Genomic DNA, 14,566 nt, shown 5'->3' with positions numbered 1-14,566 from the left:
TATCTACTATAAACCCGATTTCTGATAATACTTTATTCTTTACTCTATAATGTTTACTGATAAACAATCAAATAAATATAGTCACCTGACTGCTAAAGAACGTAAATTTATCTCATTTCCAGCTAAATTAATGCTAGAGAAAAATTTGTTGGTAGGTAGGATTCTTGATTTTGGTTGTGGTTGGGGTAATGATGTTAAATTACTACGAGAAAAAGGTTTTGATATTACTGGTTACGATCCTTATTATTTTCCTGAATATCCCCAGGGAGTTTTTGATACTATTGTCTGTTTTTATGTTTTAAATGTTTTGTTTGAGAAGGTTATATTTGAAGTTTTGATGCAAGTTTCTCAGTTATTAAGGTCAGGGGGAAAGGCTTATTATGCTGTGAGAAGAGATTTGAAAAAGGAGGGTTTTCGAGAACATTTTGTACATAAGAAACCAACTTATCAGTGTTTGGTTGATTTACCTTTTAAGTCGATTTATACTGATAAATTGTGTGAAATTTATGAATATTCTCATTATAATGAGCAAAAAAATTCGGATAATAAATGTTTATTTTGTAATCCTCGAAAAAGTCTCAAGTTGATTACAGAATCGGCAAAAGCTTATGCTATTTTTGATGGTTATCCGGTCACAAAAGGACATACTTTAATTATTCCGAAGCGTCATTTAGCAAATTATTTTGAGTTGCCTATAGAGGAACAATTAGAATGTTGGTTTATGGTATATCGGGTACAGGAAATTTTACAGGAAAGCTATCAACCTGATGGGTTTAATGTGGGGATAAATGTTAATCGCGCCGGGGGACAAAAAATGATGCACTGCAATATTCATGTTATCCCCCGGTATGAAAAGAATGAGTTAGGCGCTCAAGGAGGAATGAGGTTTGTTGTTCCTCGCGATCGCTGAAAATTTATGGATTTGTTGAATAAAAAATCATGCGTATAGGCGAGCAACCCCAGTTAAATATATTGTATCAGAATTTTGGTGAGGATGCAACCCTAATATTCTTTGAGGCGCGATTTTTTTTAGGAGCTTTAGAGAATGAAAATAAAAATGAAACTATAAGGTTATAGTTTTGGGATTTTTAGTTATAGTAGATTGGGTTTTGGTTTCTCAACCCAATCTACAGTTATTGCTCTTGCAACCCACCATAATACATTCTTTGGGTTGAATAAAAAATCATGAGTATAGGCGAGAAACCCCAGTTAAATATATTGTATCAGAATTTTGGTGAGGATGCAACCCTATATATTCTTTGAGGCGCGATTTTTTCAGGAGCTTTAGAGAATGAATCAGGACTTGGACTTATGCTCAGAAACCTGATTTCTTTAAGAAACGAGATTTCTGGGTTCGAGTAGCGATCGCTTGAGCGGCAAAAAATGAAGATAATAACATTAGTCGTCATCTTGAGATGACTTTAACTTTGAGCCAAGGAATTTATTCCCTGGCGATGTCAGATCAGGAAGTTAAGCCGTTATGTGAGATAATAAACTATTCTGAGTATTAGTCCGACTAAAAGAATTCCAAGTCCCCAAATCTTTGCCTGAATATCCAGATAACATAGCTCTGGTATCATCACTCAATCCTTGGACTAAAGTAAAATCAACTCCAGCAATACTAAGAATATTATCCAAACTTGCCCCGGTTAAATCAGCAGCTCGTAAATCTGCTCCATCCAACTCTACAGCATTGAGTCGAGCATGACGCAAATTTGCACCTATCAAAAAAGCTCCTTTCATATTTGCTCCACTCAAAGCTGCACCTTCTAAATTAGCACCACGCAAATCTGCACCACTCAAATAAGAACCCCGCAAATTTGCACCGCGTAAGTCAGCACCTCTGAGGTAAGCTGTATTTAAGAAAGCTCCAGTTAAATTAGCCCCAGGTCCAACTGCTCCTGACGATTTATAAGCAAATCCTTCTGGCCAAATAGTAGCACTATCGTAATATGCTACTTGAAGTTTTGCACCTTCTAAATTAGCATTAGTAAAATTAGAATTTTGCAGTTCAGCTCGATTCAAATAAGTATTAGTTAAATCTGCTCCAGTCAAGTTTGCACCCTGAAGATTTGCTCTCCGTAAATCGGCACCTTTGAGATTTGCTCCACTCAAGTTAGTTTGACTGAAGTTAGCTCCGATGAGAATAGTATTATTTAAGTTAGCTTGTTGTAAATTGCTTTGACTGAGATTAATTTGATATAGTTCAATTTCACTAATGTCTATACCTTGTAAATTACTACCAATAAGATTTGGGTTTTGCTGATAAGCTTGAATAATTTCTGTTGCTGATTGAAACTGCATTTTAGCTAGAGATAATTTAGTATTTACAATGGAATTGTGTATATAGCAATCGTAAATGATTTATGACAAAAAATGTAGCCGTTTTATTTCCAAACCCAAGGAAAAATTAGGTTAGGAAACCAAACTTCTAGGAGAAAATTTCACAATCTATTTAGGATTCTATATATAGATTTGTTAATTATCTATTTATAAAGTCTCCATTTGATTTATCTTATAATGTTATGATTATCAACTATATTTTTGTTGATTTTTCTTAACTAAAAATCTGGGGCATATTCCTAAAAAAGCACTGATTGAGGAACTAGATTATTTTTGAGAAGAAAATTTTACTTTTAGAAGTAAATAATTTTAATTTAGAGCTACTAAGAGTTGATAGCTAAATGCTAAAAGCTAAGAGCTAGTTAATTAACAAAATTTTAGAGGTAAAAAAAATGAAATTAACACCACCAATGACAATGATGGATTTTTTTATTAAAAGTGAGGGAACATGGTTTTCTCAACGTACTGTTCATCATTTTGATTCTGCTCCTGATGAGTCGGGAGAATCTAATTTAATTGTCAAAGTTTTAGCAAAAGATGACCCTAAAGTTATCGCCGTTTGTGAAGAGCAAAAAGTAAATCCAGCTTTAGCAAGGGGTGGTGCAAGTTTTAATTGGCAAGATAATTTAGATAATGATGATGAACCTAATCCAAATTATGCTGCTATTTTAGTTGATATTCCAAGTTCTGAAATTGGTAGAAGTGGAAAATTTTTGCGTAACCGTGGTTATGTTGAGGGTATTCCGGTGGTGGGTAGGTATCATTTTGCTGCTGATGGAGTCTTGACTATTGATACAGAATATGAAAGAAATCAAGGACAAGAACGTTGTTGGTTTTTGACTGATGATTTTCGGGTTAGAGTTAGTACGGTAAGAATGATGAATGGTGTTAATTTAATGGCTTATTGTTCTGAACGTCGTTGTCTGACTCGTAAACAATTAGAGGAAATGGTTCAAAATAATCTTGCTAGAGTTTGAGGGAAGCAAGGAAGAAAGAAAAGGGAAGGTATGGTTCTATAGCTCGATATTTTATTTGGTTGTTTGAATTGGTTTATTGATAACTGATATAGCAATCATATTTTATTTGTGTCAGGACTAATGCAAAGGTGCTATGTATAGAGTTAAAAAACTCCATGGGCATGGAGTTTTAAACGTTATATATGTGGTATCTGTGTAAGTCCTGTGTGTATAAGAAGCTTGCTGCTTTTCGGGAATAGGCAATAGGAAGGGGTAAGATTTTCGGAGTTTATTTCTAGTTTTTGATTTGTGACAACCTATTCAGGGTTTGCTGATTAAATATAGAAGCATTTAATAGATAAAGGTTTGAATAATTTTAGGTACTGATTTATCGGGAACCCTAAAAGTACGATTTTTTCAGTTGATGGAGGGGAAAAAGTAAGAATTTTGGGGTAATTAGGGTTTGCTGAAAAAAGCTAAGTGTGGGAAGACAAAGACGTTAGAAAGAATAATTTTTCCTTGATTTTTCTACCTTTGGTCTGCCTAAAATATTAACTTTTTGGCTATTTTAGCTGGAAAAGTTGCACTTTTTTGGGATTTAAAAAGGCTATAAACTTTATCTGTAAAGACTTTTATATTTAATCAGTAATCCCTATTTATAATTGTTATAATTGAAATGACTTATTTTTTATAGAACCTAAAATTATTAACACTAAGTATCTCATAAGTTAGGAAATTGCCTTATGAATATGAAACGTCGTCGATTATTATTATTAGCTGGTCTGGGTGGCATTACTTTTGCAGGTATAGTATTTTCATTTAATATACGGAAACTGCGTTTTTTTAGAAAACAATTAGGAGAATTAAAAGAATTTTTATTTCATAAAAAAGAACTAAACAATCTTCTTTCTACTCAAACTGTAAAAAGCGATATTTCCTATCCCAAAACCGCTCCTATTTTTCGGTTTGTTTCTGTTGCCGATACTGGTACAGGAAAGATGCCTCAATATTCTGTAGCTAGAGCTATGAAACACTATCATTCAAAATTTCCTTTTGGTTTTGTAGTTCTTGCTGGTGATAATATCTATCCAAATGGAGAAATTGAAAAAATTAATGATGTTTTTGAGAAGCCATACGAGTATTTACTAGAAAATAAAGTGAAATTTTATGCTTGTTTAGGCAACCATGATGTTCGGACTGATAATGGAGAGCCGCAAGTAAAATATCCAAATTTTAATATGGCAGGAAGATACTATACTTTTGAGTATCAACCAATTCAATTTTTTGCCTTAGATACTAATGCTAAAAAAGAAGATTGGGAAGTGCAATTAAATTGGCTAGAAAAAGAATTGAGTAATAGTAAAGCACCCTGGAAAATAGTATTTGCTCATCATCCAATTTATTCTTCTGGAAAGTATGGCTCAAGTCAAAAACTTATTAGTACATTAACTCCCTTATTTAAGAAACATAAGGTGCAACTTTATATTAACGGACATGAACATAATTATGAAAGAACTCGCCCAATTAATGGTACTACTTATTTAATCTCTGGTGCTGGAGCAAAACAACGTCCTGTAGGTAGATCTGAGTGGACTGAATATTCTACGGAGAATTTTAGTTTTGCTGCATTTGATGTTTATGAAGACCGTTTAATTGTTAGGGGTATTAATATTTGGAATCGTGTTTTTGATGCAGGTGTAATTCAGATTTAAAGAAAGAAGTAAGAAGTCAGAAGGAGGAAATAAGAAGGAGGAAATAAGAAGGGGTAAATTAAACAAAAGGGAAAAAGATAGACATTTCAAAAAGTTAATTTTAAACCACAATAGTTCCTTGTGCAAATTTTAGTTTCTGAAGATGTCTAATAGTTAACCATTCAATACTTACTACTCAAAACCTAGAAACCGGGTTTCTGAGATTTACCGCGCTCCGTATTTCTATTATTCATTATTAATTATTAATTATTAATTATCCATTATTAACTAATGATGCTATCTCTAACCAATTATCAAATAATTGTTGATGACTAGCAATCCATTCTTTAGCATGATGGCGAATATCTACAGGTTTATTCTCCCCATTTTTAACTTTTTCTTGTTCAATATTAATGTCTTTTATAGGAATTTCAATTTGTTCAAATAAACGTTCCGCAACTGGGTTGTCCTGCAAAAATTTCTTATTAGCTAATATCCTAACATTATCAATAGGAAAACCCAAATTTTTACCATTTAATGAAGTATCTTTTGCTGTCAAATTGCCCATATTTCCTAATAACGATGTAAAAGGAACACTCAAAAATTCTACATCTTCCCCTTCTTTTAAAACAAAATTAAACCAATGGGGTTGCCAAGCAAAATATAGAATAGGTTTACCTTCACGATAACGACCTAAAGTATCTGCTAACAAGGCAGAATAATCACCTTCAACTTGCTCAACAGTATCCTCAAGTCCGTAAACTTGTAAATGATGATTAATAACTCTTTCGCACATCCAACCAGCAGTACAACCAATTAAGTTTGCTTTACCATCATTATCAGAATCAAAAAGTTGAGCAATTTTTGGATCTTGAAGTTGAGATAAATTAGTAATATTGTATTCTTCGGCAGTTTTTTTATCTATTTCATATCCCAAAGTAGAATGAGAAATAAGAGTTCCTAAACGTTCTAATTTTTCTTCTCCACCATTACTGTCAAAAAATTCTTGGTGAGCAACTTCCCAATGAGTTCCCGCAAAATCTAAATCTCCATTACTAACAGCAATATGCATTGCTGGAACATTTAGTTGCTTTTGACCTTTCACTTCATATCCTAATTTTTCTAGTCCAATACTCACAATGTCTGTGACAAATTCACCATAGCTTTCTAAACCATAAGTTGGACGTACTACTATTCCTTTTCCTGGTAATGAAGTTTCAGTTAATCTGGTATTTGTCTGAGATATTAATTGCCAACTTGTTACCCCAACTAGCAAAGCAACTACACAACTTATTCCTACAGTTACTTGAGCGCGTTTCGACAAGTTACGAGAGCGCCACCATCCAATTAAACCACGGTTTTGCCAAGACTGAACATTGCCTTTATTTATACTTTGAGTAATGCGGTCAAGCATTACTGCAATCAATACAATACCTAATCCTCCTACGGCAGCTAATCCCACATTCAAACGCCCTAAACCTTGTAATACCATTTGTCCTAATCCCTCTACTCCAATCATTGAGGTGACTACTGACATTGATAAAGCTAATAAAATGGCTTGATTTACTCCAGCAAGTATGGTAGGTAATGCTAAAGGAACTTGCACTTCTAATAATACTTGTCCAGGAGTTGAACCAAAAGCATGGGCAGCTTCTACTGCTTCTGGGGATACTTGTCTAATACCAAGATTGGTCAGACGAATTAAAGGTGGAACGGCAAATACAAAGGTTGCTATTATACCAGAAACTTCCCCTATTCCAAATAGCATTACTACAGGTACTAAGTAAACGAAGGTGGGAAGAGTTTGCATCGCGTCGAGAAGAGGACGCAATATATTATTGAAGCGATCGCTGACGGCGCAGGCAATACCTAAAGGGATACCGACTAACATACAGAATATTACGGATGTTAGTATTAAGGATAGGGAAATCATTGCTGCTTCCCAAGCACCACAAAAACCGATAATACTAAGAGATATCAAAGCATAAATAGCTATTTTTCTACCAGCTAGTTGCCAAACTAGAATGGCAATTATTATTAAAAAAATTGAAGGTGGAATTGCTAAAAAAGTTGATTCTACTATTTCTAGAGTTTTGCTAATTGGTAAACTGATAGCTTGAAATAGAGGACGAAAGTTATCAACTAGAAAATTCACAGAATTATTAACCCATTCATCTAGAGGTAAAGTACCTGATTGAAATGGATTTAATAAATTGCTTAATTCTCCTTTAGTTTGAGCGATAAAATAGTTAGATAAATTGTTCATAATCAATTGTGTTGATTATCTCCTATAATGTTGGTTTAATCGAATTTTTTATTTGTTTGCTGTAAATTTTTAAGTGTATCAACTGCTTGCATTATACCTTATAACTTTCTATTATTTTAAATAAACGATCTGGAAAACTATCTCTTGTGTTTTAGGGTAAAAATATCTTCTAACAACTATAAGTATTTGCTATTAATTTCATCAGAATTTTTATAGTAATTAGGAGTTATAAATCAAAATTTTCAATATTTTCAGCTCAAATTAACTACTATAAAAATTATCACAGTTAATTTAGGATTATTATACTTAAAATGAATAAAAATTTTTGAGAAAGAATGATTCAAAAAGCTTACTTAAATACCAGTACCCGAAATCAGCTATAATATATTCTTAGTGTACGTCAAGAGAAAAAAATATCATGGACTTTAATGAGTTATTTCTTTCCGATACAAAAGCTCTATTTCTAGGAGATCAGGAAGAAAATATGGCTGCTTATTTGTATAGCACTCCTGACCCAAATATTGAGAATGATCCTGCCAATGGGGAAGTATGTTATATGGAACTAATATCTCAAAATTTAGGTTACTACCTTTACAAAGAAGAAATCCAATTAATTAATAATGTAGCTAAAAAAATAGCTGCTTATGTTCCACCAGAAGCAAATATTATAGAATTTGGCCCTGGTACAGATATAGCTTTCCAGAATAAAACTTTGCCCTTTCTCAAAGCAGTTGAAAAATTTCAAAGTTATATTCCTGTAGATGTTTGTGAAACTTATCTGCACCAAACTCAAGAAATTTTAGGACGAGAATTACCAGAAATACCAGTTCAAATAATGCAAGATGACTTTATTAAAAATGTCGAACTGGTGCAAAACTTTCCTAAACCCGTAGTCTTTTTTAAAGGTAGTACAGTTACTAATCTTTCTATAAGTAATTGTCTGAAATTTTTCGGAAGAATTTCACAAGCATTACAACCAGATGGTATTCTCATTGTTGGTGTGGATGCTAATCAAAATGAGTCGTCATTAAGAAAAGCTTATAATGATGGAAGAATGGCAAAAGTGGCACTCAGTATTTTATATTTCATCAATCGCGACTTACCAGTTTCTGGCTTCGATCCAACTGCATTTAATTATGAATTTAATTGGGTAGCTGAGACTCATTGTGTAGAACATAATATCAGAGCAACTGAAGATCAAAATTTTGTTCTAGATGGTATTCCGATAAATATTAAGAAAGGCACAAAATTTCATCTCTTAAGTTCTTATAAATATCCGGTAGATTATTTTCAAAATCAGGCTATAAAAGGAGGATTAAAACCCATAGATTACTTTGTTGATGAAAATCAACGTATGGTTATTCATGTTTTAGGGGTTAGTTAGAAAATAATACGGTTCAGTTAAGAATTTTATTTTGCATTTCGGTAATTTGAAGAGCTACTTTAATGGTTTCATACGATAGCAGTTTCAATCTTATCTGAACCGTATTGAGTTATACCAATTTGAAAGAGTTTTATAGATAATTGATAATGAAAGAGTTTTTTATCTCTAATTCTATATCTAAGTAGGGTTTGCTGAAAAAGTCTTTTAGTAGTGTGGAGAAGTCAGAAGCCAGAAGCCAGAATCCGTATTTGAATGGGAATCATAGAAGAAGTAGCCAGAATAATTTTCTCTTGATTTTCTACCCCTCGAAATGCTCAAAATCCTAGATTTTTGAACTGGAACCACCCAAAAGCTGGTACTTTATTAGTATCTGCAAAGGCTAAAATCTTTACCGACAAACACTTTTATATTTATTCAGTAAGCCCTAAGTATCTAATTATTAATTATTAATTATTAATTATTAATTATTTACCCAACTATCAAATAATGCTTGATTATTACTCACCCATTCTTCAGCATGACGACGAATATCTTCAGGTTTATTCTCTCCATTTTGAACTTTTTCCTGTTGAATATTCACATCCTCTATGGGAACCTCAACCTGCTCTAAAAAACTTTTAGCAACTGGGTTAGTTTCCAAAAATTTCTTATTAGCTAATATCTTAATATTATCAACAGGAAAACCGAGATTTTTACCATTAAAGGAAGTCTCTTTTTCCGTAAACTTTTCCATAGTTCCTAACAAAGAAGTAAAAGGAACATTCAACCATTCTATATCTTCCCCTTCTTTTAAAGTAGAGGAAGACCAATGTGGTTTCCAAGCAAAAAATAGAACTGGTTCTCCTTCTCGATAACGAGTTATAGCATCTACTAATAAAGCAGAATAATTTCCTCTAATTTGCTCCACAGTATCTTCAAGTTCATAAGCTTGTAAATGATGAGCAATAGTTTTTTCACACATCCAACCAGCATTACAACCAATTAAATTTGCTTTACCATCATCATCAGAATCAAATAGTCGAGCAATTTCTGGGTCTTGAAGTTGTGATAAATTAGTAATATTGTATTTTTCCGCAGTTTTTTTATCTATTTGATACCCCTGAATAGCATTAGAAATCAGATTTCCTAACCTTTCTAATTTTTTTTCCCCACCATTACTGTTAAAAAGTTCTTCATGGGCAATTTCCCAATGAGCTGCAGTAAAATCTAAATCTCCATTACTAACAGCAATGTGAATTGCTGGAATACCCAGTTGTTTCGGTTCTTCTATCTCATAACCTAATTTTTCCAGTCCAATATTCACAATTTCTGCAACAAATACACCATAGGTTGACACAGTAGAAACTGGACTAACAACTATGCCTTTCCCTGGCAATGAATCTTCTATTAACTTGATATTTGTTTGAGATATTAATTGCCAAACTGTTACAACCAACAAAGTCACCATGAAAACTGCCCCAAAAGTACCATTACGTTTAGAAGACTTAAGAGACCGCCACCATCCAACTAAACCTCGCTCTTGCCAAGACTGAATACTACCTTGACTAATAACTTGAGTAATACGGTCGAGCATTATCGCAATCAATACAATACCTAACCCCCCTACCGCAGCTAATCCCACATTCAAACGTCCTAAACCTTGTAATACCATTTGTCCTAATCCCTCTACTCCGATCATTGAGGTGACAACTGACATTGATAAAGCTAATAAAATCGCTTGATTTATTCCCGCAAGTATGGTAGGTAAAGCCAGAGGAATTTGTACTTCCCATAATACTTGTCCAGAAGTTGAACCAAAAGCCAGAGCAGCTTCTACCACTTCTGGGGATACTTCCCTAATACCAAGATTGGTCAGACGAATTAGGGGTGGAACCGCAAATACAAAAGTTGCTATTATACCAGAAACTTCCCCTATTCCAAACAACATTACTACAGGTACTAAGTAAACGAAAGTTGGAAGAGTTTGCATAGCATCTAGGAGAGGTCTTGATGCTTGATTAAAGCGATCGCTTACGGCACAAGCAACACCTAAAGGAATACCCACCAGCATACAAAATATTACGGCAGTCAGTATTAAAGATAAGGAAACCATTGCTGCTTCCCAAGCGCCACAAAAACCAATAAGACAAAGAGCAATAACACTAAAGATGGCTACTTTTCTACTTGCTAGTTGCCAAACTAGAATACCGATAATTATCAAAAAAATTAGAGGTGGGATTCCTAAAAAAGTCGCTCTTACTATTTCTAAAGTTCCGCTAATAGGTGAGCTGATAGCTTGAAAAAGAGGGCGAAAATTATCAACCAAAAAATTAACAAAATTGTTAACCCATTCGTCTAAAGGTAAAGTATAATCCTGAAAAGGATTGAGTAAATTGTTTAATCCTCCTTGAGTTTCAGCCATAAAATAATTAGATAAATAATTCAAAATCAACATAATTAACTATCTCCTGTGATTTTGGTTTATAGTAATTTCTATTACAGCAGTTTTCCTGCATGGTAAACCACAGAATAGTATTCGCACTTATAAGGAAAATGGGATTTGGAAACCAAACCCCTACAGTTTTTTCACAGGTTATTTAGGATTTTTATACAACATATTTTAGACCAATGATATACAAAGCGTGAATAGTAAAATCATTGTAGTGCAGGTCGGAAAACCAGCGACAGGTACATTCTATCAAAATGGAAAACACTATATTAATTTAATAATAATTTCAATCAATTTGGTTCTCCCAAACTTGTCAATACATCAACTGCCTTTACCATACCTTGAAATTCTTTTTTCTCATCAATTACTGCTAGGGGAAATCCTTGTTTGTAAAGATAAAAAATATCCTCTAAACAAGTATAAGTATCCACTATGGGAAAATCAGTTTCCATAATAGTTTTAATATCCTCTTTCCCTTGTTTCAGACTACTTTCCAAATTTTTTTTCTTCACCAAACCAATAGGTTTATTCTGATCATCAACTACATAGATAAATTGGAGATTATGATTTAACATTTTCTTCAGTCCAGAACTAATAGAATCTTGACCAATCTTCAGAGAAACTTTTTTACTAATAACTGAACCTACTCTAATAACTTGAGCCGAATTTACCTCTTCAGTAAAGCCCTTAATATAATCATTTACAGGATTAATAACTAAATCTTCCGGCGTTCCTAATTGGACAATCGCTCCATCTTTCATCACCGCAATGCGATCGCCCAACTTCATACCCTCTTGCATATCGTGACTAATAAAAACTATTGTTTTCTGCAACTCTTTCTGAAGTCGCAACAACTCATCCTGCATCTCTCCTCTAGTTAGGGGGTCGAGAGCGCTAAAAGCTTCATCCATCAATAAAATCTCGGCATCAGTAGCTAAAGCACGAGCTAAACCCACCCGTTGCTGCATCCCCCCACTCAAAGAAGTAGGTTTATAATCTGCCCATTTCTCCAAACCCACAACCTCTAGTGTTTCTAAAGCTTTCTGACGACGATGACTTGTATCAACCCCCCGTATCTTTAACCCATACCCTACATTTTCTGCCACTGTTTTATGAGGAAATAACCCAAAACGTTGAAATACCATCGAAATTTTCTTCAGTCGTATTTCTCGCATTCTTTTCTCATCAACATGAGCAATGTCTTCACCATCAATATAAATGTGTCCACTCGTAGGATTAATTAAACGATTAATGCAACGAACTAGGGTAGATTTTCCGGAACCAGATAACCCCATGATTACAAATAATTCTCCTTTGCCAATTTCCAGAGAAACATCAGCTAATCCTAAAACATTACCTGTAGATTGTAATATCTCATCTCTGGTTTTTCCCTCCCGAAATAATTTCAGAGCCGCAATATGTTTTTTACCGTAAATTTTAATTAGATTTTCTATAACTATTTTGGTACTCATAAATTTATAAATAATAATTTACTACCTGTCTCAATATTACTCTCTACTCTCTACTCCCTACTCCCTACAAAGAGCAAAAATACTTTTTTTTCTGCCACCTATTTCCTGTTGCTAATTTGCTAAAAGTCATAAATTTTTAGCTTTCTTTAAAATTGAGATGCACTCTATCAAAACTTACGCAAAAACCAGGTTTATTAAATCAATTTTCTGGTTTAAAAAAAACTACAATTAATTAAAGTAATAGACCCGATTTCTTGGTCAATTTGCGTAAATTATATATATGTTTCCTGCTTGATTATAAAAATTATTAGCTGGAAACTTAATATTCAATGTATTCAATAAGAATCATCTATTTTCTTGAACTTTAACTTTATCTAGAAAAAGTCCGATATTGCCACTTATTAAGAATACGACTTTCTGCAATCATCGCTGGAGTTTTCAACTCAGAAATTTGTTTTTGAGAAGCTTCTACAGCCTCAGATTGGTTATTATATTCTTGTTGTAGTTTACTCAGTTTATTTTGGTAATCTGCAATTATTTCTTTTTGAAACTCAGACTCTTTTTTGAGTGCTTCATAAGTTTCTTTTGGTATCATTAAACCAAATTTAGATTCCAGATTTTGTAACTTATTAAGTTGCTCTTGTAACTGGTGCTGTAAATTTTCATAATCTTCTTTTGACACCATTAAATCTACTTTTTCCTGGAAAGTTTGCAGTTCCGCTTTTTGTTCTGCTGACTCTTTCTGCAAAGTTTCGTATGCTGTCATTGACACCATTGTAGCCATTTGTTTTTCCAAGAGTTGCAACTTATTTTTTTGTTCCTCTGATTGACGTTGCAGAAGATCATAACTTTCCTGCAACACCATAGAAGCTACTTGTAATTCTAGTTGCTGAATTTGCTCTTGTTGTTGTTGTGACTGATGTGCCAAAGAATCGTGAATTTCTTTCGACACCATCGTAGCTACTTGTTCTTCTAACAACTCTAAGTGTATTTTTTGCTCTTCAGACTCCTGCTCTAGAATTTTATATACTTCCTGGGATACCATAGAAGCTACTTGTAATTCTAGCTGCTGAATTTGCTCTTGTTGCTGTTGTGACTGATGTGCCAAAGAATCATGAATTTCTTTCGACACCATCGTAGCTACTTGCTCTTCTAACAGCTCTAACTGTATTTTTTGCTCTTCAGACTCTTCTTGCAAAGTTTCATAGCTTTCCTTTGGTATCATTAAAGCTACTTGTTCTTCTAGTTCCTTAAGTTGAGCTAGTTGTGCCTGAGAATTAGCAATTACTTTTTTATCTTCTTCTAATTGTTTTTGTAAATTTTCATAACTTTCTCTTGACACCATGGTAGCTATTTGGTTTTCCAAATCCTTTACCTGTGCCATCTGAGATTCTAATTCTTGCTCTAAAGTCTGATAACTTTGCGATAATTGAGTTTGTACTTCTACAGACTCACTTAATGGTTCTGGAATTGTCACAATATCTACTTCACTGTCGGATGACTCATTTTTAGTCAAAGTATTATTGACTGTATCCAACTGATTATTCAATTTTGCTGTTATTTGTGCTGCCTCTCTCAAAACCGCAAGGTCTCCTCTGGCAATGCGCTCAACTAGCTCAGACCTTGATAAACCAAGTTCATGTGCTATCTCCTTTAGCTTCTCAGCGCTACTGGGAGTAAGAGACACGCCTACTTTAACCTTGCTTTCTGTATAAGAGGTGGCACTACCGCGTTTTTTGGGCATTCGTATTCTCCTTGGCCACCATATTTTTAATAGTATACCCTTTAATGGTATTCCTTAGTTAATTATGGAAGAAGGAAGTTTCGGAAGTTTCGGAAGTTTCGGGAGACAAGGGAGACAAGGGAGACAAGGGAGACAAGGGAGACAAGGGAGACAAGGGAGACAAGGTAGACAAGGGAGACAAGGTAGACAAGGGAGACAAGGTAGACAAGGGAGACAAGGGAGACAAGGTAGACAAGGGAGACAAGGTAGACAAGGGAGACAAGGGAGACAAGGGAGACAAGG

General features: G+C 33.9%; 10 protein-coding genes. 5 read left to right on the top strand and 5 right to left on the bottom strand.

The features are described from left to right. Positions 1-49: 49 nt before the first annotated feature. Positions 50-910: an HIT family protein gene (locus VKJ25_RS21070; protein WP_324238609.1), complete on the top strand. Its 861-nt coding sequence runs from the start codon at positions 50-52 to the stop codon at positions 908-910. Positions 911-1,470: 560 nt separating this feature from the next. Here VKJ25_RS21070 and VKJ25_RS21065 read toward each other — a convergent pair. Next, positions 1,471-2,304: a pentapeptide repeat-containing protein gene (locus VKJ25_RS21065; protein WP_324238608.1), complete on the bottom strand. Its 834-nt coding sequence runs from the start codon at positions 2,302-2,304 to the stop codon at positions 1,471-1,473. 431 nt (positions 2,305-2,735) lie between these two features. Between VKJ25_RS21065 and VKJ25_RS21060 the strand changes: the two genes are divergently transcribed. Together VKJ25_RS21060 and VKJ25_RS21055 are read left to right on the top strand one after the other, a co-directional pair. After that, positions 2,736-3,320 carry a phycobiliprotein lyase gene (locus tag VKJ25_RS21060; RefSeq protein WP_324238607.1) on the top strand — a complete coding sequence of 195 codons (585 nt, stop codon included), beginning with the start codon at positions 2,736-2,738 and terminating at the stop codon, positions 3,318-3,320. Between the two features lie 728 nt (positions 3,321-4,048). After that, positions 4,049-5,011, top strand: coding sequence for a metallophosphoesterase (locus tag VKJ25_RS21055; RefSeq protein ID WP_324238606.1), 963 nt, complete (start codon positions 4,049-4,051; stop codon positions 5,009-5,011). Positions 5,012-5,264: 253 nt separating this feature from the next. On the opposite strand, the gene proX (VKJ25_RS21050) is transcribed toward VKJ25_RS21055, so the two are convergent. Further along, complete coding sequence (gene proX / locus VKJ25_RS21050) at positions 5,265-7,256, bottom strand: glycine betaine/L-proline ABC transporter substrate-binding protein ProX (RefSeq protein WP_324238605.1); 1,992 nt, start codon at positions 7,254-7,256, stop codon at positions 5,265-5,267. 418 nt (positions 7,257-7,674) lie between these two features. Here proX (VKJ25_RS21050) and VKJ25_RS21045 point away from each other — a divergent pair, with 418 nt between their 5' ends. Continuing rightward, entirely contained in the window at positions 7,675-8,640 is a 966-nt protein-coding gene (locus VKJ25_RS21045) for an L-histidine N(alpha)-methyltransferase (RefSeq protein WP_324238604.1), read from the top strand. Between the two features lie 460 nt (positions 8,641-9,100). Here the strand turns inward: VKJ25_RS21045 and proX (VKJ25_RS21040) are convergent, their stop codons facing one another. The 3 genes from proX (VKJ25_RS21040) to VKJ25_RS21030 all read right to left on the bottom strand — a co-directional run bounded on the left by proX (VKJ25_RS21040) (position 9,101) and on the right by VKJ25_RS21030 (position 14,284). Continuing rightward, a complete protein-coding gene (gene proX, locus VKJ25_RS21040; RefSeq protein WP_324238603.1) occupies positions 9,101-11,074 on the bottom strand; it encodes a glycine betaine/L-proline ABC transporter substrate-binding protein ProX in 1,974 nt (657 codons plus the stop codon). 284 nt (positions 11,075-11,358) lie between these two features. After that, the gene (locus VKJ25_RS21035) at positions 11,359-12,540 is read right to left on the bottom strand and encodes a quaternary amine ABC transporter ATP-binding protein (protein WP_324238602.1); all 1,182 of its coding nucleotides are present in this window, start codon (positions 12,538-12,540) and stop codon (positions 11,359-11,361) included. A gap of 370 nt (positions 12,541-12,910) precedes the next feature. Then, positions 12,911-14,284 carry a ribbon-helix-helix protein, CopG family gene (locus VKJ25_RS21030; RefSeq protein ID WP_324238601.1) on the bottom strand — a complete coding sequence of 458 codons (1,374 nt, stop codon included), beginning with the start codon at positions 14,282-14,284 and terminating at the stop codon, positions 12,911-12,913. Positions 14,285-14,348: 64 nt separating this feature from the next. On the opposite strand from VKJ25_RS21030, the gene VKJ25_RS21025 reads away from it, so the two are divergent. Continuing rightward, the coding region (locus VKJ25_RS21025) for a hypothetical protein (RefSeq protein WP_324238600.1) at positions 14,349-14,566 on the top strand (218 nt) is incomplete at its 3' end.

The sequence above is a fragment of the Okeania sp. genome, from assembly GCF_035285525.1.
Taxonomy (GTDB): domain Bacteria; phylum Cyanobacteriota; class Cyanobacteriia; order Cyanobacteriales; family Microcoleaceae; genus Trichodesmium.
Note: the sequence above shows the minus strand (reverse complement) of the source record. Positions and strands in the feature narration are given on the sequence as shown.